25 protein-coding genes are annotated in these 25,030 nt (G+C 68.5%); 17 read left to right on the forward strand and 8 right to left on the reverse strand.

Features of this window, described 5'->3' with window-relative positions; translation table 11 throughout:
- Positions 1-146: 146 nt before the first annotated feature.
- Together FZ025_RS00115 and FZ025_RS00120 are read right to left on the reverse strand one after the other, a co-directional pair.
- Positions 147-2,870 carry a TonB-dependent receptor gene (locus tag FZ025_RS00115; RefSeq protein WP_046981211.1) on the reverse strand — a complete coding sequence of 908 codons (2,724 nt, stop codon included), beginning with the start codon at positions 2,868-2,870 and terminating at the stop codon, positions 147-149.
- 410 nt (positions 2,871-3,280) lie between these two features.
- Positions 3,281-4,240 carry a LysR substrate-binding domain-containing protein gene (locus tag FZ025_RS00120; RefSeq protein ID WP_104558320.1) on the reverse strand — a complete coding sequence of 320 codons (960 nt, stop codon included), beginning with the start codon at positions 4,238-4,240 and terminating at the stop codon, positions 3,281-3,283.
- A gap of 332 nt (positions 4,241-4,572) precedes the next feature.
- Here FZ025_RS00120 and FZ025_RS00125 point away from each other — a divergent pair, with 332 nt between their 5' ends.
- The 5 genes from FZ025_RS00125 to fdxA all read left to right on the forward strand — a co-directional run bounded on the left by FZ025_RS00125 (position 4,573) and on the right by fdxA (position 8,639).
- Positions 4,573-5,193 carry a 2-dehydro-3-deoxy-6-phosphogalactonate aldolase gene (locus FZ025_RS00125; protein ID WP_104558321.1) on the forward strand — a complete coding sequence of 207 codons (621 nt, stop codon included), beginning with the start codon at positions 4,573-4,575 and terminating at the stop codon, positions 5,191-5,193.
- Positions 5,190-6,341: a galactonate dehydratase gene (gene dgoD, locus FZ025_RS00130; protein WP_046980848.1), complete on the forward strand. Its 1,152-nt coding sequence runs from the start codon at positions 5,190-5,192 to the stop codon at positions 6,339-6,341. Before FZ025_RS00125 ends, dgoD begins: the two co-directional genes overlap by 4 nt.
- A 13-nt stretch (positions 6,342-6,354) precedes the next feature.
- Positions 6,355-7,269: an SMP-30/gluconolactonase/LRE family protein gene (locus FZ025_RS00135; protein ID WP_386269905.1), complete on the forward strand. Its 915-nt coding sequence runs from the start codon at positions 6,355-6,357 to the stop codon at positions 7,267-7,269.
- Positions 7,266-8,165: a 2-dehydro-3-deoxygalactonokinase gene (locus FZ025_RS00140; protein ID WP_046980846.1), complete on the forward strand. Its 900-nt coding sequence runs from the start codon at positions 7,266-7,268 to the stop codon at positions 8,163-8,165. Before FZ025_RS00135 ends, FZ025_RS00140 begins: the two co-directional genes overlap by 4 nt.
- 150 nt (positions 8,166-8,315) lie before the next feature.
- A complete protein-coding gene (fdxA, locus tag FZ025_RS00145) occupies positions 8,316-8,639 on the forward strand; it encodes a ferredoxin FdxA (protein ID WP_046980845.1) in 324 nt (107 codons plus the stop codon).
- A gap of 298 nt (positions 8,640-8,937) precedes the next feature.
- Here fdxA and FZ025_RS00150 read toward each other — a convergent pair whose 3' ends face one another.
- The 3 genes from FZ025_RS00150 to smpB form a co-directional block, all read right to left on the reverse strand.
- On the reverse strand, positions 8,938-10,050 hold the full coding sequence (locus tag FZ025_RS00150; RefSeq protein ID WP_046977486.1) for a prephenate dehydrogenase: 1,113 nt from the start codon (positions 10,048-10,050) through the stop codon (positions 8,938-8,940).
- The gene (gene pdxY / locus FZ025_RS00155; RefSeq protein WP_046977487.1) at positions 10,047-10,955 is read right to left on the reverse strand and encodes a pyridoxal kinase; all 909 of its coding nucleotides are present in this window, start codon (positions 10,953-10,955) and stop codon (positions 10,047-10,049) included. Before pdxY ends, FZ025_RS00150 begins: the two co-directional genes overlap by 4 nt.
- A 65-nt stretch (positions 10,956-11,020) precedes the next feature.
- Complete coding sequence (gene smpB / locus FZ025_RS00160; RefSeq protein WP_003467984.1) at positions 11,021-11,524, reverse strand: SsrA-binding protein SmpB; 504 nt, start codon at positions 11,522-11,524, stop codon at positions 11,021-11,023.
- A gap of 61 nt (positions 11,525-11,585) precedes the next feature.
- Here smpB and FZ025_RS00165 point away from each other — a divergent pair, with 61 nt between their 5' ends.
- Together FZ025_RS00165 and FZ025_RS00170 are read left to right on the forward strand one after the other, a co-directional pair.
- Positions 11,586-12,017 carry a type II toxin-antitoxin system RatA family toxin gene (locus tag FZ025_RS00165; protein WP_046977488.1) on the forward strand — a complete coding sequence of 144 codons (432 nt, stop codon included), beginning with the start codon at positions 11,586-11,588 and terminating at the stop codon, positions 12,015-12,017.
- A complete protein-coding gene (locus tag FZ025_RS00170; RefSeq protein ID WP_046977489.1) occupies positions 12,014-12,277 on the forward strand; it encodes an RnfH family protein in 264 nt (87 codons plus the stop codon). The genes FZ025_RS00165 and FZ025_RS00170 overlap by 4 nt, the downstream gene beginning before the upstream one ends.
- 30 nt (positions 12,278-12,307) lie before the next feature.
- Here the strand turns inward: FZ025_RS00170 and FZ025_RS00175 are convergent, their stop codons facing one another.
- On the reverse strand, positions 12,308-12,706 hold the full coding sequence (locus FZ025_RS00175; protein ID WP_046977490.1) for an outer membrane protein assembly factor BamE: 399 nt from the start codon (positions 12,704-12,706) through the stop codon (positions 12,308-12,310).
- 103 nt (positions 12,707-12,809) lie between these two features.
- Here FZ025_RS00175 and fur point away from each other — a divergent pair, with 103 nt between their 5' ends.
- On the forward strand, positions 12,810-13,232 hold the full coding sequence (gene fur / locus FZ025_RS00180; protein ID WP_046977491.1) for a ferric iron uptake transcriptional regulator: 423 nt from the start codon (positions 12,810-12,812) through the stop codon (positions 13,230-13,232).
- Positions 13,233-13,500: 268 nt separating this feature from the next.
- Here fur and recN read toward each other — a convergent pair whose 3' ends face one another.
- Positions 13,501-15,168, reverse strand: coding sequence for a DNA repair protein RecN (recN, locus tag FZ025_RS00185; protein ID WP_046977492.1), 1,668 nt, complete (start codon positions 15,166-15,168; stop codon positions 13,501-13,503).
- A 112-nt stretch (positions 15,169-15,280) separates the two neighbouring features.
- On the opposite strand from recN, the gene hrcA reads away from it, so the two are divergent.
- The 8 genes from hrcA (at position 15,281) to FZ025_RS00220 (ending at position 22,746) form a co-directional block, all read left to right on the forward strand.
- A complete protein-coding gene (hrcA, locus tag FZ025_RS00190) occupies positions 15,281-16,339 on the forward strand; it encodes a heat-inducible transcriptional repressor HrcA (protein ID WP_046977493.1) in 1,059 nt (352 codons plus the stop codon).
- Positions 16,340-16,488: 149 nt separating this feature from the next.
- Entirely contained in the window at positions 16,489-17,010 is a 522-nt protein-coding gene (gene grpE, locus FZ025_RS00195) for a nucleotide exchange factor GrpE (RefSeq protein ID WP_046977494.1), read from the forward strand.
- A 149-nt stretch (positions 17,011-17,159) separates the two neighbouring features.
- On the forward strand, positions 17,160-19,079 hold the full coding sequence (dnaK, locus tag FZ025_RS00200; protein ID WP_046977495.1) for a molecular chaperone DnaK: 1,920 nt from the start codon (positions 17,160-17,162) through the stop codon (positions 19,077-19,079).
- A 151-nt stretch (positions 19,080-19,230) separates the two neighbouring features.
- Entirely contained in the window at positions 19,231-20,367 is a 1,137-nt protein-coding gene (gene dnaJ, locus FZ025_RS00205; protein ID WP_046977496.1) for a molecular chaperone DnaJ, read from the forward strand.
- Positions 20,368-20,540: 173 nt separating this feature from the next.
- A complete protein-coding gene (locus tag FZ025_RS22635; RefSeq protein WP_280117174.1) occupies positions 20,541-20,663 on the forward strand; it encodes a hypothetical protein in 123 nt (40 codons plus the stop codon).
- 159 nt (positions 20,664-20,822) lie between these two features.
- Positions 20,823-21,035: a hypothetical protein gene (locus tag FZ025_RS00210; protein ID WP_158185501.1), complete on the forward strand. Its 213-nt coding sequence runs from the start codon at positions 20,823-20,825 to the stop codon at positions 21,033-21,035.
- A 95-nt stretch (positions 21,036-21,130) separates the two neighbouring features.
- Positions 21,131-22,051 (forward strand): SDR family NAD(P)-dependent oxidoreductase, encoded by a 921-nt coding sequence (locus FZ025_RS00215; protein WP_046977498.1) that lies wholly within the window; start codon positions 21,131-21,133, stop codon positions 22,049-22,051.
- 428 nt (positions 22,052-22,479) lie between these two features.
- The gene (locus tag FZ025_RS00220; protein ID WP_146093520.1) at positions 22,480-22,746 is read left to right on the forward strand and encodes a hypothetical protein; all 267 of its coding nucleotides are present in this window, start codon (positions 22,480-22,482) and stop codon (positions 22,744-22,746) included.
- 59 nt (positions 22,747-22,805) lie between these two features.
- On the opposite strand, the gene FZ025_RS00225 is transcribed toward FZ025_RS00220, so the two are convergent.
- Positions 22,806-23,363, reverse strand: coding sequence for an NUDIX hydrolase (locus FZ025_RS00225; protein ID WP_046977499.1), 558 nt, complete (start codon positions 23,361-23,363; stop codon positions 22,806-22,808).
- A gap of 170 nt (positions 23,364-23,533) precedes the next feature.
- On the opposite strand from FZ025_RS00225, the gene FZ025_RS00230 reads away from it, so the two are divergent.
- Entirely contained in the window at positions 23,534-25,006 is a 1,473-nt protein-coding gene (locus FZ025_RS00230; protein ID WP_046977500.1) for an amino acid permease, read from the forward strand.
- Positions 25,007-25,030: the final 24 nt, after the last annotated feature.

A 25,030-nucleotide genomic window follows, 5' to 3' on the forward strand; every position in this document is an offset into this window, starting at 1 on the left:
TCGGTTCTGAAGGGGGAAACGGGCAACTGCTCGCGGTTGACCAGGCGAACTGCTCGCGGTCGCGCAGCGCACCGTCTTCGTAGGCATTGGAGACGCGACCCACAAGGTCGAATGGATCGATCGTCAGCGACGCCATTGCGCCGTGCTCAGAAGCTGGCGCGCAGGGTCAGGCCGTAGCGACGGTCGTTGATGACGAAGTCGCGGTAGCGCGATTCCACGCCCAGATAGCTCTCGTTGCGGGTATCGAGCAGGTTGACCCCGTCCACCGATACCGACCACACGTCGTCGATGTTGTAGCGCACCGAGGCGTCCAGCTGGCCGAAGCCCTTGTTGTAGACCGGCAGGTTGCCGGTGCCATTGCCGGCGGTGGTCACCAGCCAGTCGCTGCGCCAGTTGTAGGCCACGCGCGCCTGGAAGCGCGACATCTCGTAGCTGAGGATCAGGTTGTAGCTGTTCTTGGACAACCCCTGCAACGGCACCGTCAGCGCCTGGCCGTTGGTGTCGGTGGCGGTCGGGCTCGGTGCCTCGCTGTCCACGTAGGTGTAGTTGGCCTGCAGGCCGAAGCCGCTCAGCCAGCCCGGCAGGAAGTCGAAGAACTGGGTATAGCCCAGCTCCGCGCCCTTGATCCTGCCGTCCTTGCCGTTGACTGGGCGGGTGACCTCCCAGGTCTGGCCGCCATAGACTTCCTCGAACACCGCATCGGCGATGAAGCCGTCGACCTTCTTGTAGAACACCGTGCCATACATCATCGAGCCCTTGCCGAAGTACCACTCCAGCGCGGTGTCGAACTGGTCGGCCTTCATCGGCGCCAGGTCCGGATTGCCTGCCGAGCCGGTGCGGCGGGTGGTGCCGTCGTTGCCGCTGGCGGTGCCCAGGCTCAGGTTCGGATTGAGTTCGTTGAGGTCCGGACGCGCGATGCCGCGCGAGGCGGCGAAGCGCCACTGCAGCGTGTCGCTGAGCATCCAGCGCAGGTTCAAGCTCGGCAGCACGTCGGTGTAGGTCTGCTGCACGTCCACCGGCAGCAGGCCGCCGCCCTCGGCATCGGTGCCGGTGCGCACGCCCTGCGAATCGACCTTGGTGCGCACGATGCGCAGGCCGATGTTGCCGTCGAACGGAACCGCGCCGCTGTCCACGCCGAAGCGCAGCACGCCGTAGGCGGCGTAGGTCTTCTCGCCCTGGCCGTTGATGTTGTTCGGCGCGAAGCGCAGCGGATCGGCGCCGAACAGCGCCAGGGTCTGCGCGTAATTGCCGACCAGCGCGTTGGACGGGGTCAGCCTGGGGCCGAAGGTCTGCGAATCGCCGCGGAAGAAATCGGTGATCGGATTCTGCATCAGCTGCGCGTCGGGATACTGCGAGAACGGCGCGCCCAGGTACATGTAGCGCCACACGTTGCCCTTGTTCTGCGCATCGCGGTCGGTATAGCGCACGCCGGCCTTGAAGCTGCGCGCGAAACTGTCGTCGAACGCCAGGTCCATGTCGCTGCGCCAGGCGAACTCGGTGGCCTCGTTGTCGTCCTGGTTGTCCAGGTGGAACTTCCAGCCGCTGTAGTTGGCCTGGTCGGCCAGGTAGCCCGGGTTGCCGGCGGCATCGCTCACCGACAGGCGCGGCAGGTCGCCGCGGAAGTCGATGGTGTACCGCGGCGTGGTGTCCATGCCGGTGCCGAGGATGTAGCGCGTGCCCTTGGTGGTGGCATCGATGTACTGGAAATCGGTGCTCAAGGTCAGGTTCGGCGACAGCGTCCACTTGGCGCCCAGCGCGTAGTCGGTGGTCACCGAATGGCGCTCGGTCAGGCTGGTGTTGGAATCGGCCGGAGTGTTCTGGAAGGTGCCGCTGACGAACTCGTTGCGGTCGTTGACCACGATGTCGTCGTCGCCCTGCATCGGGTTCTGCCCGCTGTAGGCGAAGAACGAATAGTCGTGCCAGCGGAAATCGTAGTCCGAACGCAGCACCTGCGCGGTGACCTCGACGTCCTCGTTCGGCCGCCACTGCAGCGCGAACGCGCCGGTCTTGCGCTTGCGCTCGCCGACCGTGGTATTGGTGCCGGCGCCGTGCGGCACCGAGATGCCCTGCCCTTCGTAGCCCGGCAGATCGGTCTGCGTGTACCACGGCTCAATGGAGATGGTGTCCTGGCGGAACGGGCTGGTCTGCTGCGAGTAGTTCAGCAGCAGGCCGATCTCGCCGATGCCGGTCTGCCAGCGGTCGCTGTACATGCCCGAGAACGCCGGCTTGCTGTCGTCGGCCAGGTCGTAGTGGTTGTACTGCACGCTGCCGGCGATCTTGCGCCCGTCGTAGTCGAACGGCAGGCGCGTGCGCAGGTCGACGGTGCCGCCCAGGCCGCCTTCGATCATGTCCGCGGACGGGTTCTTGTAGACGTTGACGCCGGCCAGCAGTTCGGCCGACACGTCTTCGAAGCTCAGCCCGCGGCCGTCGTTGGCGGTGAAGATGTCGCGGCCGTTGAGCTCGGTGCGGACCTGGGTCAGGCCGCGGATCGCGATGCTGCTGCCCTCGCCGTAGTTGCGCGCGATCTGCACGCCGGAAATGCGCTGCAGCGCCTCGGCGACGTTGTTGTCGGGCAGCTTGCCGATGTCCTCGGCCACGATCGAGTCGACGATCTGCTCGGCATTCTGCTTGACCAGCTGCGCCTTGGTCACGCTGCTGCGGGTGCCGCTGACCTGCACCGTATCCAGCTGCGTGGTGGCAGCGTCGGCCGGCGCAGGCTGGGCCTGCTGGGCCTGCGCGGCGGACGCGGCGAGCAGCGCGGCGACGGCCAGGAACATGGCGGAACGGCGCACGCCGCGATCGGAAACAAGACGGGTAGAACGGAGCGCCACGGTCCGCTGTTGCGGACAATGGCTATGAGGCGCTGACATGGTGCTTCCCTCCCAGGACACATGTAGCAACGGTTCGGCGGCCGGCGCCCAAGGCAACGTCGCCGTTTTCTGGTTGTCCGGCCGCACCGCCTCGAACGGCAGGTGCAACCGCAAGTCCGACGCGGGCGGGGTTGCCGCAGCACGCACGTAATCCAACGGCGATCACGACTCGGGCCCGAGGATAGGCGGGCGCTGACATGCCATACCAATGAAATATTCACGATCAGCTATACGATTTCCACATATGAAATGCATGAATGCGTGCTGGTCGTGCGCCTGGTCAATGGTTCTCGCGGCTGGTACCACCGGCCCGCACCGCAACGATTCCCCCGGTGACCCACCTGGCGATCCAGGGCCTGTTGACGCGATCGGGACAGGCCAGGCGGACGCCGGCAGGCCGCGCTGACCGCTCAGCCCGGCGTTCGATCCGGATACAGGCGCTTGGCCGCGGTGCGCAGCGCCAGCAGGATGCGTTCGGCGCCCGGCGGCAGCAGGTAGCCGCGGCGGCGGATGATGCCGAACGACTCCATCCGCACCCCCAGCGCGATCGGCAGCACGGTCAGCAGCTTGGCCTGCACGTACGGCGCCACCGCGTCGGCCGGCAGCGCCGCCAGCAGGTCGCTGCCGCGCAGCAGGCTGGTCATCACCGGCAGCGACGAGGTCTCGATGACGTTTTGCGGGGTCGGCACGCCGTGCTCCAGGAACATCGCGTCCAGGCGCGCGCGCAGCACGCTGTCCACCGGCGGCAGCACCCAGCCGTAGCGCGCCAGGTCGGCGTGGCGCAGGTCGGCGCGCGCCGACAGCGGATGCCCGGCGCGCGCCACCGCCGAATGCGGCTCGTCGGCCAGCGGTTCGAACTCCAGCTCGTCGCCGCCGTGCGGGCCGAGGATGCGCCCGATCACGATGTCGAGCTGGCCGTCCAGCAGCTTGGCCACCAGCGGCCGGCTGTAGTCCATCTCCACCCGCACCAGGATCCCGGGGAACTCGCGCTTGACCTCGGCGATCGCCTGCGGCACCAGGTTGGTGCCCGGGTTGACCACGGTGCCGATCGAGACCTGGCCCATGCGCCCCTCGCGCAGCGCGGCGATCTCCTCCTGCGCACGGCCGATCTCCGACATCGCCGAACGCGCGCGGCGGATCAGCACCTGTCCGTACCAGGTCGGCTCCACCCCGCGCGCATGCCGATCGAACAGCTTGACCCCGAGCAGATCCTCCATTTCCGCCAGCAGCTTGGAGGCGGCCGGCTGGGTCATGCTCGCCGCCTCGGCCGCACGCAGCACCGAGCGGTGCTCGTGCAGCTGCAGCAGCAGCATCAGATGCCGGGTCTTCAGGCGCGCGGCGTTGAACCAGGGATTGGCGGTAGCGGTCATAAGCGGAAAGCGTCCTGAGCGAGAAGATGCGTATTCACCACCGGAATAGCATATGTCTAAAATTTCATTTGCCGAGCATATCTTCACGCGCGCAGGCTATCGGCCAATCGCGACTCCGGCCGCGACGCCGTCCCACCACCACACCCGCCTCGTGAAGGCGCCGGCGCGCCGCGCCAGCGTCGATGAGCAGGACGATCCGCCAGCGCACCGGTCGCTGGCGCCCGCCCGTTCGTCGCCAACGGGACGGTCGCTCAGCTGCGCGCCACTGCGGCCGCGCGCTGGCGACGTCGCGGTGGACGCCTTTCGCTCCATGCCCGTTGCCAGGTAAGCCGATGTCCGCCGTCTCCCCGTTCCAGTTCCCCCTGATCGCGATCCTGCGCGGCCTCACCCCCGAGCACGCGCTGGAGCATGTCGGCGCGCTGGCCGAGGCCGGCTACGACGCGATCGAGATCCCGCTCAATTCGCCGCGCTGGGCCGACAGCATCGGCGCGGCGGTGCAGGCGTTCGGCCAGCGCTGCTGGATCGGCGGCGGCACCGTGCTGAAGATCGCCGACGTCGATACCCTGGTCGACCTCGGCGCGCGCTTCATCGTCACCCCGAACACGCGCCCGCCGGTGATCCGCCATGCGGTCGCGCGCGGCCTGCAGGTGGTGGCCGGCTTCGCCACCGCCACCGAAGCCTTCGACGCGCTCGACGCCGGTGCGCAGATGCTCAAGCTGTTCCCGGCCGCCACCTACGGCCCCGGCCACCTGCGCGCGCTGCGCGCGGTGCTGCCGGCGACGGTGCCGCTGTTCGTGGTCGGCGGGGTCAGCACCGACACGCTGCGCGACTACCTGGCCGCCGGCGCGATCGGCGCCGGCATCGGCGGCGAACTGTACCGGCCCGGCCAGGCGCGCGCGCAGACCCGGGCGCAGGCCGCCGCCTTCCGCCAAGCTTACCTGGACCACGCATGAAGATCGTTCGCCTCACCACCTACCACGCCGCGCCGCGCTGGCTGTTCCTGAAGATCGAAACCGACGAAGGCATCAGCGGCTGGGGCGAACCGGTCATCGAAGGCCGCGCGCGCAGCGTCGACGCCGCGGTGCACGAGCTGGGCGGCTATCTGATCGGCAAGGATCCGTCGCGGATCAACGACATCTGGCAACTGCTGTACCGCGGCGGTTTCTACCGCGGCGGGCCGATCCTGATGAGCGCCATCGCCGGCATCGACCAGGCGCTGTGGGACATCAAGGGCAAGGCGCTGGGCGTGCCGGTGTACGCACTGCTCGGCGGGCTGGTGCGCGACCGCATGAAGACCTACCGCTGGGTCGGTGGCGACCGCCCGTCGGCGACCATCGCGCAGATCCAGGGCTACCGCGAGCTGGGCTTCGACACCTTCAAGTTCAACGGCACCGAGGAGATGAAGCTGATCGACGGGCCGCGCGCGGTGGACGCGGCGGTGGCCAAGGTCGCGCAGATCCGCGAGGCCTTCGGCAACGCGATCGACTTCGGCATCGATTTCCACGGCCGCGTCGCCGCGCCGATGGCGCGCGTGCTGCTGCGCGAACTGGAGCCGTTCAAACCGCTGTTCGTCGAGGAACCGGTGCTGCCGGAGCTGGCCGAATACTATCCGCGCCTGGCCGCGTCCACGCCGATCCCGCTCGCCGCCGGCGAACGCATGTTCTCGCGCTTCGACTTCAAGCCGGTGCTGCAGGCCGGCGGCCTGTCGCTGCTGCAGCCGGACCTGTCGCATGCCGGCGGCATCACCGAATGCCTGAAGATCGCCAGCATGGCCGACGCCTACGATGTCGGCCTGGCCCCGCACTGCCCGCTCGGCCCGGTCGCGCTGGCCGCCTGCCTGCAGGTCGATTTCGTCTCGCACAACGCGGTGCTGCAGGAACAGAGCATCGGCATCCACTACAACGAAGGCGCCGACCTGCTCGACTACGTGATCAACAAGGAAGACTTCGCCTGCGACGACAGCGGCAGCATCGCCGCGCTGCCCAAGCCCGGCCTCGGCGTGGAGATCGACGAGGAGCGCCTGCGCCATGCCAACCAGAACCCGCCCGACTGGCACAACCCGGTCTGGCGCCATGCCGACGGCAGCATCGCCGAATGGTGAGCCCATGAGCACCGTGCCCCCTTCCGCAGCGCATACCGCCGAACTGGCGGTGGACAGCCGCTGCACCCACGGCGAAGGCGTGGTGTGGTGCGAACGCCGGCAGGCGCTGTTCTGGGTCGACATCAGCGCGCGCCAGCTGTGGCGGCACGACCCGGCCAGCGGCGCCAGCCGCCATTGGTCCCTGCCCGACCGCCCCGGCTGCCTGGGCCTGTTCGACGACGGCCGCCTGCTGCTGGCCCTGGCCAAGGGCGTGTACGCCGCCGATCCGGACGCCAGCGCCGACGCCACCGAGCTGTCGCTGCACAAGCTCGCCGACCTGGAACCGGAGCGCGAGGACACCCGCGCCAACGACGGCCGCGCCGACCGCCACGGCAACTTCGTGTTCGGCACCATGAGCGAACGCGCCGACCAGGCCCCGGTCGGCAGCTTCTACCAGTGGTCCGCGCGCCACGGCCTGCGCCGCCTGCCGCTGCCCGGCGTGGCGATCCCCAACGCGATCTGCTTCAGCGCCGACGGCCGCACCCTGTACTACTGCGACTCGGTGCGCCCGCAGATCCTGTGCTGCGACTACGCCGCCGCCAGCGCACAGACCAGCAACAGCCGCGTCTTCGCCGAACTCGACCATCACGACGCCGAGCCCGACGGCGCCATCATCGATGCCGAAGGCCACCTGTGGAACGCGCAATGGCGCGCCTGGCGCGTGGTCCGCTACCGACCCGACGGCAGCGTCGAACGCAGCGTCGCGCTGCCGGTCAAGCATCCCACCTGCCCGGCCCTGGGCGGCGCCGACGGCCGCACGCTGTACCTGAGCACCTCGCGGCTGGACCACGCCGACGACGAACTGGCGCGCACCCCGCAGGCCGGCGGCCTGTTCGCCGCCGCGGTCGGCATCGCCGGCCTGCCCGAAGGACGCATCGCCAGCGCATGATCGCCATCGACTGGGGCACCAGCAGCCTGCGCGGCTACCGGCTCACGGCCGATGGCCGCGTGCTCGAGCAGCGCCGCAGCGACCAGGGCATCGGCGCCTGCCAGGGCCGCTACGCCGCCACCCTGGCGGCGCTGATCGACGGCTGGCCCGGCGACGTGGCGCTGTGCGGCATGATCGGCAGCCGCAACGGCTGGATCGAACTGGCCTATGCGCCGTGCCCGGCCGGCGCCGACGCGCTGGCCGCGGCGATGCGGCCGCTGCGCGACCCGGCCCTGCCCGGACGCACGCTGTGGTTCGTGCCCGGCGTGGCCAGCAGCGCCGAAACGGTGCCGGACGTGATGCGCGGCGAGGAGACCCAGCTGATCGGGCTGCTCGACATCCTGGCGCAGGAGACGCAGGGCGCCGACCGCCACAGCGTGTGCCTGCCCGGCACCCACAGCAAATGGGTCGATCTGCAACACGGCCGCATCGCCGCCCTGGCCACGATGATGACCGGCGAGCTGTACGCGCTGCTGCGCCAGCACAGCCTGCTGGCGCGCCTGATGGATGCCGACGACGCGCATTTCGACGGCGCCGGCTTCGACGCCGGCCTGCAGCGCAGCGGCGAACCCGGCGGCCTGCTGCACCATCTGTTCGGGGTGCGCAGCCTGGGCCTGTTCGAGCGGCTGAGCGCGGCCGCCGCGCCGTCCTACCTGTCCGGCCTGCTGATCGGCCACGAACTGCGCGCGCGCCTGCCGCTGGCGCCGCACGTGCACCTGATCGGCGGCAGCGGCCTGCTGGACCGCTATGCGCATGCGCTGCGCGCATTCGGCAGCCAGGTCCGCAGCCACCCGGAAGACCTTGCCGCGCATGGCCTGTACCGCCTGGCGCAACGCCACGGCGGCATCGGCGACTGATCCCGGCGCGACCCGGCACCGCATGCAGACCGTGCTGCAAGGCCTGCCGGCCGCAGCGCGGCGGGACCCGCGCCGGCACCGCCAGCGTGCATTCTCCACGCGCCGCCGCCGACTGCTTTAGAATTGCGCGCTTAATCGCCGGATCGAGCCATGCCTTTTGTCGTCACCGAAAACTGCATCAAGTGCAAATACACCGACTGCGTGGAAGTGTGTCCCGTGGATTGTTTCCACGCGGGTCCCAACTTCCTGGTGATCGATCCGGACGAATGCATCGACTGCACCCTGTGCGAGCCGGAGTGCCCGGCCAACGCGATCTACCCCGAGGACGACGTGCCGGCCGGCCAGGAAGGCTTCGTCGCGCTCAACGCGGAGCTGGCCAAGGCCTGGCCGGTGCTGACCACGCGCCAGGAACCGCTGCCCGACGCCGCCGACTGGGACGGCAAGCCGAACAAGCTGCCGCTGTTGCTGAAGTAGCGACGCATCGCGTTCGGTAACGGCCGCGCGCAGCACGTACGCCGAACCACGCGCTCCCGGGCCACTCCGGCCAGCATCGCGGGGCGCTGCAGCCGCCGGCGCCTTACGCCATCGACCCCACCGCTAGCGGTGGAAGCGACGTTGCGGGAACGGCGTCAGCCGCGACCGGGCTTTATCGACAAAGCCGGCTTCATCGGCAATGCCTGTCGCGGCTGAAGCCCGGGGGCCAGAACCGCCGAAAGGAAAACACCCACGGCTGCGCGGCTTTGCCGAAGGCATCCAGGAGCGAACCGTCGGGCTAACGCGACAACACCCGGCCGATGCCGCTGGCATCGATCTCCGCCGCGGCCGCCTGCAGTGCGGCCGCGACGGTGGCCGGATCGAAACCGATGCGGAAATGCAGTTCGCCGGCCGGCGTGCGCGAAGAATGGATCGAAGCCAGGCTGACGCCGTGGCGCTCGAATACGTACAGCAAGACGCGCAGCGATCCCGCGCGGTCTTCCGGCAGATAGACGCTGAGGGTCAGCTGCTCGGTCAGATCGGCGAGCAGATAGCCGACCCGTTCGTAGCTGTAGTTGCCGTGTGCGATCGCCGCCGCGCCCAGCGCCTGGCGATTGGCGTCGAGGAAATCGGCGCGGAACTGCGCGCGCGCCGCGTCGTCGCCGCGGCCGACCTGGTCGCGCAGCCGCGACAGTTGCGCGATCAAGCCGTCGAGCACGCCGCCGACATGCGGATTGCCGAACTGGATGTCTTCGTAGATCGCCGGATTCAACGCCAGGATGCGCGCGATGATCGCGGTGTCCAGTTCGAACGAGGCCGAACGGTACGGCAGCAGCGCGTCCAGCGGCCCCAGCGTCGGCGCATGCTCGCGCAGCACGCCGGCCTGGGCCAGGTGGCTGGCATGCACCATCGCCTGCACCAGCGCCATCACCCGGTCGTGGTGGTCGGGCGTGCTGCGCACGCATTCGGCTTCCAGCGCCGTGCACAGCTGCTGCAGCCACGCCTGCCAGTGCGACAGCCGCGCTTCGCAGACCACCAGCACGCGGCCCTTCAGCGTGGGCGATTTCGGCGGCGCGGTCATCGGATGCAAGCCAGCCACCTCCGCCTGCGAGGCCAACATCGCCGCCACCGGCTCGTGCTTGACCGAAGTCACATCCAGCCACAGCTGCCCGCGTTCGCGCCCTGCAGCGCGGCGCACGTAGTCGCCGATCAGCGCCGGCGTGCGCCGGATCGGCGCGGAGAAGATCAGCACCTGCGCGCGCTGCAGCAAGGCGTCCGGGTCCAGCGACTGCGGATCGGCCGGATCGTGGCCGACCACCTCCAGCTGCATGCGCTCGCGGAAGAACCTGCCCAGCCAGCGGCCATAGGCGCCGGCGCTGCCGACGATGCCGACGACCGGGCGCAGGCTCACGCCAGGCGCTCGGCGCCGAAGCGCAGCGGCGTGGCCAGCGCCGCGGGCGCGGCGGCGAGCACGTCCAGTTCCTCGTAGCCGCTTGCCAAGGTCGCTTCCAGCGCCGCATGCACGCCGGCGATGGCACGGCCGATCGCCAGCTCGAACGCGTCGCCGCGCAGCAGGAACGCGACCAGCAGCGCCATCAGCACATCGCCGGTGCCGGCCACGTCCACCGGCAACAGCGGCGAGCGCCAGCGGTAGACCGCCTCACGGCTCACCGCCAGGGTCACCAGCTGGCCCGCGTCGCCGCTGACGCTGTGCGCCAGCACCCACTGCGGCCCACGCGCCAGCAACACGCGCGCCGCAGCGATGGCATCGTCCTGGACCAGCGCCGGCAGGCCGGTCAGGCGGCCGAGTTCGAACGCATTCGGGGTGACCAGCCAGGCATGCGGCAGCAGGCGTTCGGCGAACACCGTTTCCAGCCCCGGCTCGACATAGGGTCCGGTGTGCGTATCGCCGATCACCGGATCCAGGCAATAGCGCAGCGCCGGGCACTGCGGCAGCGTGGCGTCGAGCCAGTCGGCGAACGCACTGCCGTTGCCGACGCTGCCGAAGTAGCCGGACACCAGCATGCGCGCGCGCTGCGGCAGGCCGCGCTCGCTGGCGCCGAGCAGCAGATCGGCGAACCAGTCCGACGGCAGCACCTTGCCGCGCAGCGTGGCGTAGAACGGTGCATTGCTCAGCAAGGTGGTCGGAATCTCCGCCACGCGCAGGCCCAGCGCGCGCAATGGCGGCACCGCCGCGCTGTTGCCGGCGTGGCCGTAGACCAGTTGCGACTGCACGGAAATGACATCGACCGGAACCGGCCCGTCGGGGCGCTGGCGACGGCCGTGGATCAGATGGCTTTCGGCGGATGCGTTCATCGCCGTAGTTTAAAGCCTGGGACTCGGGACGGCAGGATGGGGGCGCGAGTCGCGAATCCCGGCTTTCACGCGTTCTTGTTGTGGCGGCGCATGATCCGCTGCTTGTCGCGGGCCCAGTCGCGGTCCTTGGCGGCGTCGCGCTTGTCGTGGTCCTGCTTGCCCTTGGCCAGCGCGATCTCGAGCTTGATCTTGTTCTTGCTCCAGTACATCGCGGTGGGCACCAGGGTGTAGCCGTCGCGCTCGACGCGGCCGATCAGCTTGTCGATCTCGCTCCGGTGCAGCAGCAGCTTGCGGGTGCGGCGGTCGTCGGCGACCACGTGGGTGGAGGCCTGGATCAGCGGGGTGAACTGCGCGCCGAACAGGAACAGCTCGCCCTGGCGCACGAACGCATAGCTTTCGCCGATGTTGGCGCGGCCGGCGCGGATCGACTTGACCTCCCAGCCCTGCAAGGCCAGGCCGGCCTCGTAGCGGTCCTCCAGGTGGTATTCGTGGCGCGCACGCTTGTTCAGCGCGATGGTCTTGTTGGCCGTCGCGCCGTTTGCTTTATCCTTGGCGGGTTTCTTGCTCATCTTGCTATTGTCTCCGATTCGGGGGCCTCCCGAACGTCCTGGTCCACTTCCCCCGCACCGAATGCCTATCATCCGCCGCAGCGCCCTGGTCGAACATCCCGCAACGCGCATGTTCGACCTGGTCAATGATGTTGCCGCCTATCCGCGCCGTTTCGCCTGGTGCGATGCGGCGCATGTGCTCGAGCACAGCGACCAGCACCTGGTGGCGCGGCTGGAGCTGGGCCTGGGTTCGTTCCGGACCTGGTTCACCACCGAAAACCGGCTGCAGCGCCCCGACCGCATCGATATGCTGCTGCGCGACGGCCCGTTCAAGCGCCTGCAGGGCCAGTGGGAGTTCCAGGGCTTCAACGACCACGCCAGCAAGGTCAGCCTGATGCTGGACTTCGAACCGGCCTCGCGGCTGCTGGGGCCGGCGCTGGCGCTGGGCTTCCAGAGCCTGGCCGACCGCATGGTCAACGACTTCGTGCGCGTGGCCGACCGCGAAGACGCATGAGCGGGCTGCGGGTCGAGGTGGTGCTGGCCTGGCCGGAGCGCTTCGTCGCGCGCACCCTGCACCTGCCCGAAGGCGCCAGCGTCGCCGATGCGCTGGCGGCGGCCGCTCTGGCCGAGGCGACGCCGGGCATGCCTTGCGCGATCCACGGCAGCGTCGCCGCCCCGACCCAGCGATTGCACGACGGCGACCGGGTCGAGCTGCTCAGGCCCTTGCTGACCGATCCGAAGGAGGCCCGGCGGCGGCGCGCAAAACCGCGCTAGCGCCGCAGGACCGGTCGCCGCTGCGCCGGCTTACTCGCTGCGGCGCTGCTTCTTCTTGTCCTTGGCCAGGTTGCGGCCGAACTGACGCACGCTGTTCTTGGCCAGCTCCGAATCGTTTTCCGGGAAATAATCGCCTTCCCAGCGGGTCACCGTGTCGTTGTCGAAATAGACGACGAAATTCTTGATCTCGGTCCTGCCGAGGCGGTCGAGGCGCTCGGTCGCGGTGTAGTCCCAGCGTTGCGCATGGAACGGATCCGGGATCGACGGGGTGCCGAGCAGCGCGTTGACCTGCTGCTTGCTTTGCCCGACCTTGAGCTGGTCGACGGCCGCCTGCTTGATCAGGTTGCCTTGGTAGATGGGCTGCTTGTAGATGATTCCGCAGCCAGCGGTGGACAGGGCAACAGCGGCGACCAGCAAGAGATTGCGCATCGGGGACAGGACTGAGGGAAACCGCGTCGATGATACACTCCCGACGACCGCCGCGACCCGCCCCGAGGCAGCTGGCGCTAAACCAGCTATAAACGGAGACGCCATGGAATCCCACGATCTGCGCAAAGTCGGCCTGAAAGTCACGCATCCCCGGATGCGCATCCTGGAGCTGCTCGAGCAGAAGTCGGCGCGCCACCACATGACTGCCGAAGAGATCTACCGCCAGTTGCTCGATCACGGCGACGAGATCGGCCTGGCCACGGTGTATCGGGTGCTGACCCAGTTCGAGGCGGCCGGGCTGGTGCTCAAGCACAATTTCGAAGGCGGCCAGGCGGTGTACGAACTCGACCGCGGCGGCCACCACGACCACATGGTGGACGTGGATACCGGCAACGTCATCGAATTCGAAAGCGCGCAGATCGAAGAACTGCAGCGCAAGATCGCCGCCGATCATGGCTACGAGCTGGAAGAGCACTCGCTGGTGCTGTACGTGCGCAGCAAGCGCCCGACCGGCAAGAAGGGCTGAGCGGTCGGCGCCCTTGCGGGCGCAGTGGCGGTATCGGCAAGGTTGCTGAACCCGTCGCGGATCCCGACTCCGTTCGTCGCGACTGAACCGCTCCTACAGGGAGCCTGCGGCCGACTTGCTGGGGGTGCACTGTGGGAGGGGCTTCAGCCCCGACCCGGAGCGATCCGAAGCCTGCCGGCTTCCCACGCCTGATGGCCTCCAAGCTATCCAGCGTGGTTCCCACCGTGGCGCTCCAGCTATCGAACCACCCAGCCGAGCATGCAGCGCCTCAGCCAGCGCTTTGCAGCAGCCGCTTGGCCGCGGCGCGGGCTTCCTTGCTGACCTCCACCCCGCCCAGCATCCGCGCCAGCTCTTCCTCACGCTGGCGCGGCGCCAGCAGCTCGACCGAACTCTGGGTCATGCCCTCGACCGGCGCCTTGCTGACCCGGTAATGCGTGTGGCCCTGCGCGGCGACCTGCGGCAGATGGGTCACGCACAGCACCTGGCGCTGCTCGCCGAGCGCGCGCAGCTTCTTGCCGACGATATCGGCGACCGCGCCGCCGATGCCCGAATCCACTTCGTCGAACACCATGGTCGGCACCGCGTCCAGGCCCAGCGCGGCGACCTCGATCGCCAGCGAGATGCGCGACAGCTCGCCGCCGGAGGCGACCTTGCGCAGCGCCCGCGGTGGCTGCCCGGCATTGGCCGCGACCAGGAACTCGACGCGCTCGGCGCCGGCCGGGTCGGGGCGCTCGGCCTCGTGCGGCTCCAGCTGGATCTCGAAGCGCCCGCCGCCCATGCCCAGTTCGCCGATCAGCGCGCTGGTGTCGCGCGCCAGCGCCTGCGCACCGCGCTGGCGAGTGCCGCTGAGCGCAGCGGCGGCGTCGCGCCAGGCCTGGCTGGCGCGGGCGATGTCCGCATCCAGCACCTCCAGCCGTTCGCCGGCGCCGCGCAGGCCCTCGACTTCGGCCAGCAGCGCGTCGCGGTGCTCGCCCAGCGTGTCCGGGGTGACCCGGTGCTTGCGCGCCAGGTCGTGCAGCCGGCCGAGCTTGCGTTCCATGTCCTCGAACTGCGCCGGATCGGCGTCGAGGTCGTCGCGGACCCGGTCGACCAGCGCCAGCGCCTCTTCCAGCTGGATCGTGGCGCTGTCGATCAACGCCTCGACCTCGGCCAGGCGCGGGTCGTACTCGCCGACCTTGCCGAGCTCGTGGCGGGTCTGCTGCAGCAGGGCCAGCACCGCCGGCGCCTCGTCGCCGTTGAGCCGCTGCGCGGCGCCCTCGCAGGCGCCGATCAGCGCCGCGGCGTGGGCCTGGCGGCGATGGTTGGCATCCAGCGCGGCGATCGCCGCCGGGGCCAGGTCCTCGCGCTGCAGCTCGGCCAGCTGGTGTTCGAGGAAGCCGATGCGGTCGGACACGTCGCCCTGCGCCAGCAGCGTCTCGCGCTCGCCCAGCAGCGCCTGCCAGCGCGCGGCGGCGGCGCGCACCGCGGCGCGTTCGGCCTCGTTGCGGGCGTAGGCGTCGAGCAGGCCGAGCTGGCTGCCGCGCGAGAGCAGCGCCTGGTGTTCGTGCTGGCCGTGGATCTCGACCAGGTGCCCGGCCAGCTCGGCCAGCTGCGATGAGGTCACCGGACGGCCGTTGATCCAGGCGCGCGAGCCGCCGTCGGCGCGGATCACCCGGCGCAGCTGGCAGTGTTCGTCGTCGTCGAGTTCGTTCTCGCGCAGCCAGGCGCGCGCCGGGGCGGCCTCGGGCACGGCGAATTCGGCCGACAGTTCGGCGCGGTCGGCGCCGTGGCGGACCACGCCGCTGTCGGCGCGCAGCCCGGACAGGAAGCCGAGCGCGTCCACCATCAGCGACTTGCCGGCGCCGGTTTCGCCGGACACCACGGTCATGCCAGGGCCGAATTCCAGTTCGGTCCCGCGCACGACGGCGAAATCCTTGATCGAGAGATGTCTGAGCATGGGGGTCGGAATCCGGGGCCGCGCAACGCTAGCACGCGCGGGTAGATGGGCCAATGACTTGCCAAGCCGGCATGCAGCCATTATCTAGTGTCAAGTCTCACGGATTGATTGCATGCGCGCCTCCCCGGTCCACTCCTCGCTCGACCCCCGCGCCCGGCAGCTGTTGCGCACGCTGATCTCACGCTATATCCGCGACGGCGAACCGGTCGGCTCGCAGACCCTGGCCCGCCACGCCGGGCTGGACGTGAGTCCGGCGACGATCCGCAACATCCTCGCCGACCTGGAGGACGCCGGCCTGCTCAGCTCGCCGCACACCTCGGCCGGGCGCATTCCCACCGCCACCGGCTACCGGGTGTTCGTCGACAGCCTGGTGCAGATGCGCCCGCCGGGCGAGGTCGAGGTGGCGCGGCTGCGCGCGGAGATGAGCAATGCCGCCGGCACCCAGGCGCTGCTCGGCAGCGCCTCGGAGCTGCTGTCGGCGATGACCCATTTCGTCGGCGTGGTCAGCGCGCCCAAGCGCGAGCAGTTCGCGTTCCGGCACATCGACTTCGTGCCGCTGGACGCGCGCCGGGTGCTGGCGATCCTGGTGTTCGCCGACAACGAGGTGCAGAACCGGGTCATCGAACCGCGCAAGGCCTACGAGCCGGCCGAGCTGGAACGGGTGGCCAATTATCTGAACGTGCATTTCGCCGGCCGCGCGCTGGCCGACATCCGCGCCAGCCTGGTGCGCGACCTGCGCCATGCGCGCGACGAGATGCAGCTGCTGCTGGCGCACAGCGTGGAGCTGGCAGAGCAGGCGCTGGCCCCGGCCGGCGACGACATGGTGCTGGCCGGGCAGACCAAGCTGATGGGGGTGCAGGACCTGTCGGACCTGGAGCGGCTGCGCGAGCTGTTCGAGATCTTCGCCAGCAAGCGCGAGATCCTGCAGCTGCTGGAGCGCACCATCCGCGCGCCGGGGGTGCGCATCTTCATCGGCGAAGAGACCGGTGTGGTGCCGCTGGAGAGCGTGTCGCTGGTCACCGCGCCATACATGGCCGGCGGCCAGGTGCTGGGGGTGCTGGGGGTGATCGGTCCCAAGCGCATGGACTACGACCGGGTGATCCCGCTGGTGCAGACCGCCGCCGAAATGCTGGGCGCGGCCCTGGACCCGACCCCGCCGGCAGAACGCTAGCGCACAGGGCAGGGCTTGCCGCCCGCTTTTCCCATTCCCGATTCCCGTCTCCCCATTCCCCCAGATGCAACACAGCATCTTGAATCCCACTGCCGCGCCCACATTGGTGGTCCGGTAGGGCGGGTGCATCTCCCGCCAGGGAACCGGAAATGAACCAAGAGCACCCCGAATTCGATTCTGAACATCTCTCCGAGGCACAGCAGCCGTCGTCCGATCCGCTGCAGGCGCAGATCGAAACGCTGCGCAGCGAGCTGGCGCTGGTCAAGGCCGACGCACTGCGCGAGCGCGCGGACCTGGAAAACCAGCGCAAGCGCATCGCCCGCGACGTCGAGCAGGCGCGCAAGTTCGCCAACGAGCGCCTGCTCGGCGACCTGCTGCCGGTGTTCGACAGCCTGGACGCCGGCCTGACCGCCGCCGGCAGCGAACCCAGCCCGCTGCGCGACGGCCTGGAACTGACCTACAAGCAGCTGCTCAAGGTCGCCGCCGACAACGGCCTGACCCTGCTCGACCCGACCGGGCAGCCGTTCAACCCGGAGCACCACCAGGCGATCAGCCAGGCCGAGGCCGACGGCGTCGCCCCCGGCCAGGTGATGCAGGTGTTCCAGAAGGGCTACCTGCTCAACGAGCGCCTGCTGCGGCCCGCGCTCGTGGTGGTCGCCAAGCACGATTGAGGCGCGCCGCCGCCGGTTCGCGCCTGAATCGGGCGCGGCCGCGGCGGAACGCTAATGTGCGGTGATGGCTTGAATGAACGGCGGCCATCCCTATATCCGAACCAGACCCCGGCAGCGGCCGGACACCAGAAATTTTCAGGAGTCATCCAATGGGCAAGATCATCGGCATCGACCTGGGCACGACCAACTCGTGCGTGGCGATCATGGACGGCGGCAAGGCCCGCGTCATCGAAAATTCCGAAGGCGACCGCACCACGCCCTCGATCGTCGCCTACACCAAGGACGGCGAAGTGCTGGTGGGCGCCTCGGCCAAGCGCCAGGCGGTCACCAATCCGAAGAACACCTTCTACGCGGTGAAGCGCCTGATCGGCCGCAAGTTCACCGACGCCGAAGTGCAGAAGGACATCGGCCTGGTGCCGTACGGCATCGTCCAGCACGACAACGGCGACGCCTGGGTGGCCACCGCCGACGGCCGCAAGCTGGCCTCGCAGGAGATCTCCGCGCAGGTGCTGGAGAAGATGAAGAAGACCGCCGAGGCGTTCCTGGGCGAGCCGGTCACCGAGGCGGTGATCACCGTGCCGGCGTACTTCAACGACAGCCAGCGCCAGGCGACCAAGGACGCCGGCCGCATCGCCGGCCTGGACGTCAAGCGCATCATCAACGAGCCGACCGCCGCGGCGCTGGCCTACGGGCTGGACAAGGGCCAGGGCGGCGATCGCAAGATCGCGGTGTACGACCTGGGCGGCGGCACCTTCGACGTGTCGATCATCGAGATCGCCAACGTCGACGGCGAGAAGCAGTTCGAAGTGCTGGCCACCAACGGCGACACCTTCCTGGGCGGCGAAGACTTCGACAAGCGCGTCATCGATTATCTGGTCGAGGAATTCAACAAGGACCAGGGCATCGACCTGCGCAAGGATCCGCTGGCGCTGCAGCGCCTGAAGGATGCGGCCGAGCGCGCCAAGATCGAGCTGTCGTCCTCGCAGCAGACCGAAGTCAACCTGCCGTACGTCACCGCCGACGCGTCGGGCCCGAAGCACCTCAACATCAAGCTGACCCGGGCCAAGCTCGAGGCGCTGGTCGAGGACCTGGTCAAGCGCACCATCGAGCCGTGCCGCACCGCGCTCAACGACGCCGGCCTGCGCGCCAGCGACGTGACCGAGGTGATCCTGGTCGGCGGCCAGACCCGCATGCCGAAGGTGCAGCAGGCGGTGTCCGAGTTCTTCGGCAAGGAGCCGCGCAAGGACGTCAACCCCGACGAGGCCGTGGCGCTGGGCGCGGCGATCCAGGGCGGCGTGCTGGCCGGCGACGTCAAGGACGTGCTGCTGCTCGACGTGACCCCGCTGAGCCTGGGCATCGAGACCCTGGGCGGCGTGTTCACCAAGATCATCGAGAAGAACACCACGATCCCGACCAAGGCTTCGCAGACCTTCTCCACTGCCGAGGACAACCAGTCCGCGGTCACCGTGCACGTGCTGCAGGGCGAGCGCGAGCAGGCCCGCTACAACAAGTCGCTGGCCAAGTTCGACCTGTCCGGAATCGAGCCGGCGCCGCGCGGCCTGCCGCAGGTGGAGGTGTCCTTCGACATCGACGCCAACGGCATCCTGCACGTGTCGGCCAAGGACAAGAAGACCAACAAGGAGCAGAAGGTCGAGATCAAGGCCGGCTCCGGCCTGTCGGACGACGAGATCCAGCGGATGGTCGCCGACGCGGAAGCCAACCGCGAGGAAGACAAGAAGTTCCACGAGCTGGTGCAGGCGCGCAACCAGGCCGACGGCCTGATCCACGCCACCCGCAGCGCGATCGGCGAACACGGCAGCAAGGTCGGCGGCGACGTGATCGGCAAGGTCGAGGCGGCGCTGGCGGACCTGGAAACGGCGATGAAGGGCGACGACAAGGGCCAGATCGAGGCCAGGACCAAGGCGCTGGAAGAAGCGGGCCAGTCGCTGTATGCGGCCGCGGCCGCCGGCGAACAGCAGCCGGGCGCCGCCCCGGGCGGCGCGCAGGCCGCCGGCGACGACGTGGTCGACGCCGAGTTCACCGAAGTCAAGGACGACAAGAAGGCGTGATCCAGCCTTAGGGAATCGGTTCTCGAAGGAGCGGTGCTCAGGCTCCGCTCCTTCGCCGTTTTAAGGTTCCCGGTTTCATCGCCGCTATGACTAATCGCTACAGGATGCCTGTTTTGAACCATTCCCCATTCCCCATCGCCCATTCCCAGCCATGAGCAAACGCGACTATTACGAAGTGCTGGGCGTGGCCCGTAGCGCCGGCGACGACGAGCTGAAGAAGGCCTATCGCCGCTGCGCGATGAAGCACCACCCCGACCGCAATCCGGGCGACCACGCCGCCGAGGCCGCGTTCAAGGAGTGCAAGGAGGCCTACGAGGTCCTGTCCGACGGCAACAAGCGGCGCATGTACGACGCGCACGGCCATGCCGCGTTCGAGCACGGCATGGGCGGCGGTGGCGGTCCTGGCGCTCCTGGCGGCCCGGACATGGGCGACATCTTCGGCGACATCTTCGGCAACATCTTCGGCGGCGCCGGCGGCGGCGGCCGTGCGGCGCGGCGCGGCGCCGACATCGGCTACGTGCTGGAACTGGACCTGGAAGAAGCGGTGGCCGGGATCGAGCGGCGCATCGAGATCCCGACCCTGGGCGAATGCGCGCACTGCCACGGCAGCGGCTCGGAAGACGGCAAGGTCGAGACCTGCAGCACCTGCCAAGGCCGCGGCCAGGTGCGGATCCAGCGCGGCATCTTCGCGATGCAGCAGAGCTGCCCGCATTGCGCCGGGCGCGGCCAGATCGTGCAGAACCCGTGCGGCAGCTGCCATGGCGCCGGCCGCGTCGAGGAAACCAAGGTGCTGTCGGTGAAGATCCCGCCCGGCGTGGACAATGGCGACCGCATCCGTCTGTCCGGCGAGGGCGAGGCCGGTCCGGCCGGCACCCCGCCGGGCGACCTGTACGTGGAAGTGCGGGTGCGCGAGCATCCGATCTTCCAGCGCGACGGCGACGACCTGCACTGCGAAGTGCCGATCCGCATTTCCCAGGCCGCGCTCGGCGACAGCGTGCGTGTGGCCACGCTCGGCGGCGAGGCGGAGATCCGCATCCCCGCCGAAACCCAGACCGGCAAGCTGTTCCGGCTGCGCGGCAAGGGCGTGCGCTCGGTGCGCAGCCGCAGCGAAGGCGATCTGTACTGCCGCGTGGTGGTGGAGACGCCGGTCAACCTGACCCCCGACCAGCGCCAGCTACTGGAACAATTCGAAGCCACCTTCACCGGCGAGGACGCGCGCAAGCATTCGCCGAAGTCGGCGACCTTCATCGACGGGGTAAAGGGGTTCTGGGACCGGATGACGTCGTAGGGCGCTCGGGATTCGGGATTCGGGATTCGGGATTTTCGCAAGTGCGCTGCATTTGTGGGGGCGTCAGCCCCGACGCGTTACCGGGACCTGATTCCCTGCACCGCGCAAATAAAAAAATCGGATACCCGAAGGTCTGGTTCGATGCTCGGCTTTCGCATCCCGACCCGGACAAGGTGAGCGCGGCCTACAATCACGCCGAGTACGTCGAGCAGCGGCGGCGGATGATGCAGGACTGGGCCGATCGCATCGATCTGCTCGAGCAGGTGGCGGCTGCAAGCCGACATCTGGGCATCTGAGCATCCACCTGGAAGGCGTGACCGATCTGTTGGATGGCCCGTCCACATCCGCTGCGCCCGCCCCAACGCTGCTGGTGAAGAAACCGGCAACCACCGATAACGAAAGGGCTGCGCCGGTTTTCCGGCCCTCCGCTATTACCGGGCCCGCAGGTGCAGCCAGTGCTGTCGCAGGAGCAGCGTCAGCGCAATGGAATGATGGACATCTACAACGCGCCGCACCTTCTGTCGGTCGCGGATTTTGCGAAGATGGCCGGCAATGCGCCAGGGCTTAGCGACGGTGGACTGGCGATGGCCGCGCGCGGACAGGCGATGGCTGCACTCTCGGTTATCGGTCCGATGCACCAACCCGGCAACGGGCATCGCAGGGTCTAGCGCACCATGATACGGTGCCACATTCGGACCTGGTTCACCTGATGAGGATAGCCTTCAGGAGAACGTGCCGGCGCTGACCGTGAGGGAGACCCGGAATGGGTGAGAGCGACGTCTCAGAGATTGTTGTGATGACCGGCGCAACAGGCGGTCTGGGAGCACACGCCGCCGCGCTGATCGCCGCCCGGCCCGAAACGAGGCTGTTCATCGGCGCGCGCGGAAGCGGGCGAAGCGGGCCGACCGGTACCGAAGTGCTGCAGCTGGATCTCGCCTCGCTTGCCAGCGTGCGGGCCTTTGCCGAAGCGATAAAAAAGCGGCTGGACGGCCGGCCGATCGATAGGCTGGTGCTCAACGGCGGCGTGCAATATTCGGACATGGATCAGCGCAGTGCCGACGGCTTCGAGGCCGCGTTCGCGGTAAACCACCTCGCCCATTATCTGCTGGCGCGACTGCTTCTGCCCTGCATGGCCGAAAACGGCCGGCTGGTGATCACGACCAGCGACACCCATGATCCTAGGATCAATCCGCTGGCGCCGAGATCGCTCGATCCGCAAACGCTGGCGCATCCAAAGGGCAAGGGCGGTCCGGGCGCGGGCATGCGCGCCTACTCGGCGTCGAAGCTATGCAACCTGTTGACGGCGCGGACGCTGTCGGCGCTCGATGAGGCGACCGCGCGCCGGATCGAGGTGATTGCCTACAATCCCGGGTTCACGCTCGGCACCTCGCTGATGCGAACGGCGCCGCCATGGATGCGGAATGTGCTGGATGGCCGATTCGGGCGATCGCTGCTGCTGTTCGTCAGTCGCTTTCTCCGCCAGCTCTATCCCGGTACGCCTGAACGCGCCGGGGACGTATTGGCCCAGCTTGTGGAGGGTGAGCTGACCCTGCCGCCTGGGCGCATCTACGTTTCGCTCGTCAGGGGCGAGGTTACCTTCCCCGATCCTTCGCCTCTCGCCCTGAGTGACGAAGCGGCCGAATGTTTGTGGCGCGAAAGCGCTGCCATGGTTGGCGTCAACTGAAATGCAGGAAACGGCGACACCGGCGACGATCGTTTATCGCCAGGCGCGATTGCATCGCTATGCATTTCGCGAACTGGCGCCTGCGTGATCGTTAGTCGAGCGCCGTGCAACAGAGGTCGCTGCCGGTTGGCACGGAAGGCGGTGCATTTCCCGATCCGATGGCTTGGAGGATCTTGGTAAATAGCCCGGCAGCGATCGGGACCATTGTGGCGAGGACAGACCGAGGGCTTGAGCGGATAGGGCAGCCTTCCTTGAGGTTGGATGCGCTCGCTAGCTCGCTTGACGACAGGAAGAGAGCGACCGGCGAAAGCCGCTGCTTGGGCTGAGCTTCCGCAGGCCGCGCGGGATTGGGTGCTGCACGATCAGCGCCGCCCTCAGGCATCTCTTGACGAGAGACGCGCGAGCGATGGTCTCCCGGTTCGACGCAGGTGAACATTACGTCGCCGGGCTTCGAGCAGTTCAGCTCCATCCAGCCGACGCGACGCATACGAACACGACTGCATTGTTCAATGGGGCTGCAATTCGGAACAGCGGCGAATGAAAGGGCTGTGGACCGGCGCGCCAGCTTTGAGCTTGCGCTGTTCGTCAAAGTCCGCCGATGCGTTGAAGCGAATACGGACGATGGTATCCAAGTCTTTCAGACGGTCACCGTGGGCTTGCAGCCGGCTCGAAAGATAGTCGTCCTGAACGACTGAACGCGCGTCGGTGTAACCACCGAAGACGAGCGCATATGCGACGCTCTTGGCGTCCGTTTTTAGGGAGCAGGTTCATTGTGCTCCACCCATTTCCGCGCCATCCGCCGCAGCGACGGATCCAGGTCCGGTTCGGCCAGCAGTTCGGCGATCGGGCGCCAGACCAGGGCCAGCGATTCGGCGCTGACCGCGAACGCCTCGTCGGCGCCGGCGCGCACCACGTAGCGCGCGTCGAAGTGCCAGTGCCCCGGCACGTCCTGGCGCTCGGGGATCCAGTGCCGGTCCAGGTCGAACAGGACGCCATCCTCCAACGCCAATCCAGGCAGCCCCGACTCTTCTTCGGCCTCCTTCAGCGCCACCTGCGCCAGGTCGCGGTCGCCGTCGGCATGCCCGCCCAGCTGCAGCCAGCGCTGCAGCTGGCGGTGGTGGGTCAGCAGGGTACGCGCGCCGTCGGCGCTGACCAGCCAGGCCGAGCCGGTGAAGTGGCCGTCCAGGCGCGCACGCACGAAGGGGTCCTGCGCATCGTCCAGCAAGGCCAGGAATTGCGCGGCAACCTCGGCCTGCGGCGGCCAACGGGCGGCATAGGCCTGCAACTGGCGGCGCAGGGGAAGGTCCGGCATGGGCGGTTCTCGCGATCGGGGCCGGCCATTATCGCCGCCGACAGTGCAGCGCGACTTGTGGCGGCCCTCCAGCTTTGGCATGGTACGACGCTTGCATGGCCCACTTGCGGCCAGCGCACCATCTTTAACCGGGGCGATACCGCCCCGATCGCCACCGGGAAATGCACCGCATGCTGAAGTCTCTGTTGAGGGTCAAGCCGATCGAGCCTGCCGGGCACGTCGATGCCGGCGAACCGTTCGAAGGCAGCCTGGAAGGCGAAGCCACGCTGAAACGGACCCTCACCGCCAAGCACCTGATCATGCTCGGCATCGGTGCGGTGATCGGCGCGGGCATCTTCGTGCTGACTGGCCAGGCCGCGGCCAACCACGCCGGACCGGCGGTGATGCTGTCGTTCGTGTTCGCCGGCGTGGCCTGCGCCTTCGCCGGCCTGTGCTATGCCGAGTTCGCGGCGATGATGCCGGTCTCCGGCAGCGCCTACTCCTACTCCTACACCACCCTGGGCGAAGGCGTGGCCTGGTTCATCGGTTGGTGCCTGGTGCTGGAATACCTGTTCGCCGGCTCCAGCGTCGCAGTCGGCTGGTCGGCCTACCTGATCAGCTTCCTGACCGGCACCCTCGGGCTGCCGTTCCCCGCCGAACTGGCGAGCGCGCCGCTGGCCTGGAGCGGCCATACCTTCGTCGCCTCCGGCAGCATCGTCAATCTGCCGGCGGTGCTGATCGTGGTCGCGGTCAGCGCGCTGTGCTACGTCGGCGTCACCCAGTCGGCGTTCGCCAACGCCATCGTGGTGGCGATCAAGATCCTGGTGATCTGCCTGTTCGTCGGCTTCGGCGTGTCCCATATCGATCCGGCCAACTGGCACCCGTTCATCCCCGAGCACACCGGGCCGGGCCAGTTCGGCTGGAGCGGCGTGTTCCGCGCCGCGTCCATCGTGTTCTTCTCCTACATCGGCTTCGATGCGGTCTCCACCTCCGCCGGCGAAACCAAGGACCCGCAGCGCAACATGCCGATCGGCATCCTGGTGTCGCTGGCGGTGTGCACGATCATCTACATCATCGTCTGCGCAGTGCTGACCGGCCTGCTGCCCTACACCCAGCTCGGCACCGCCAAGCCGGTCGCCACCGCGCTGGAGCATTACCCGAGCCTGGCCTGGCTGAAGACCGCGGTGGAGATCGGCGCGATCGCCGGCCTGTCCTCGGTGGTGCTGGTGATGCTGATGGCGCAGCCGCGCATCTTCTACACCATGTCCCGCGACGGCCTGCTGCCGAAGCTGTTCGGCAAGGTGCACCGCAAGTTCCACACGCCCTACGTCGGCACCATCTTCGTCGGCGTGGTCGCCGCGCTGCTGGCCGGGCTGATCCCGCTGGACGTGCTCGGCGAACTGGTGTCGATGGGCACCCTACTCGCCTTCGCCACGGTCTGCGTCGGGGTGATGGTGCTGCGCTTCACCAAGCCGGACCTGCCGCGCCCGTTCCGGGTGCCGCTGGCGATGCTGATCTGCCCGCTCGGTGCGCTGGCCTGCCTGTTCCTGTTCCTGCAGGCCTTCCAGGAACACTGGAAGGTGTTCGTCGGCTGGACCGTGATCGGCCTGTTCATCTATTTCGGCTACGGCATCCGCCACAGCCGCCTGGCCGGCAAGGCTTAATTGCGAATCCCTCGCTAGAGTCCG

The sequence above is a fragment of the Xanthomonas hyacinthi genome, assembly GCF_009769165.1.
GTDB lineage: Bacteria > Pseudomonadota > Gammaproteobacteria > Xanthomonadales > Xanthomonadaceae > Xanthomonas_A > Xanthomonas_A hyacinthi.

Coding starts and splice junctions, on each gene's coding strand:
- FZ025_RS00170 (WP_046977489.1), top strand. CDS start 12,014: ATGAGCGGGCTGCGGGTCGAGGTGGTGCTGGCCTGGCCGGAGCGCTTC.
- FZ025_RS00175 (WP_046977490.1), bottom strand. CDS start 12,706: ATGCGCAATCTCTTGCTGGTCGCCGCTGTTGCCCTGTCCACCGCTGGC.
- FZ025_RS00125 (WP_104558321.1), top strand. CDS start 4,573: ATGTCCGCCGTCTCCCCGTTCCAGTTCCCCCTGATCGCGATCCTGCGC.
- dnaK (WP_046977495.1), top strand. CDS start 17,160: ATGGGCAAGATCATCGGCATCGACCTGGGCACGACCAACTCGTGCGTG.
- FZ025_RS00120 (WP_104558320.1), bottom strand. CDS start 4,240: ATGACCGCTACCGCCAATCCCTGGTTCAACGCCGCGCGCCTGAAGACC.
- smpB (WP_003467984.1), bottom strand. CDS start 11,524: ATGAGCAAGAAACCCGCCAAGGATAAAGCAAACGGCGCGACGGCCAAC.
- FZ025_RS00215 (WP_046977498.1), top strand. CDS start 21,131: ATGGGTGAGAGCGACGTCTCAGAGATTGTTGTGATGACCGGCGCAACA.
- fur (WP_046977491.1), top strand. CDS start 12,810: ATGGAATCCCACGATCTGCGCAAAGTCGGCCTGAAAGTCACGCATCCC.
- dgoD (WP_046980848.1), top strand. CDS start 5,190: ATGAAGATCGTTCGCCTCACCACCTACCACGCCGCGCCGCGCTGGCTG.
- FZ025_RS00225 (WP_046977499.1), bottom strand. CDS start 23,363: ATGCCGGACCTTCCCCTGCGCCGCCAGTTGCAGGCCTATGCCGCCCGT.
- FZ025_RS00140 (WP_046980846.1), top strand. CDS start 7,266: ATGATCGCCATCGACTGGGGCACCAGCAGCCTGCGCGGCTACCGGCTC.
- hrcA (WP_046977493.1), top strand. CDS start 15,281: ATGCGCGCCTCCCCGGTCCACTCCTCGCTCGACCCCCGCGCCCGGCAG.
- FZ025_RS00115 (WP_046981211.1), bottom strand. CDS start 2,870: ATGTCAGCGCCTCATAGCCATTGTCCGCAACAGCGGACCGTGGCGCTC.
- recN (WP_046977492.1), bottom strand. CDS start 15,168: ATGCTCAGACATCTCTCGATCAAGGATTTCGCCGTCGTGCGCGGGACC.
- dnaJ (WP_046977496.1), top strand. CDS start 19,231: ATGAGCAAACGCGACTATTACGAAGTGCTGGGCGTGGCCCGTAGCGCC.
- pdxY (WP_046977487.1), bottom strand. CDS start 10,955: ATGAACGCATCCGCCGAAAGCCATCTGATCCACGGCCGTCGCCAGCGC.
- FZ025_RS00165 (WP_046977488.1), top strand. CDS start 11,586: ATGCCTATCATCCGCCGCAGCGCCCTGGTCGAACATCCCGCAACGCGC.
- grpE (WP_046977494.1), top strand. CDS start 16,489: ATGAACCAAGAGCACCCCGAATTCGATTCTGAACATCTCTCCGAGGCA.
- fdxA (WP_046980845.1), top strand. CDS start 8,316: ATGCCTTTTGTCGTCACCGAAAACTGCATCAAGTGCAAATACACCGAC.
- FZ025_RS00230 (WP_046977500.1), top strand. CDS start 23,534: ATGCTGAAGTCTCTGTTGAGGGTCAAGCCGATCGAGCCTGCCGGGCAC.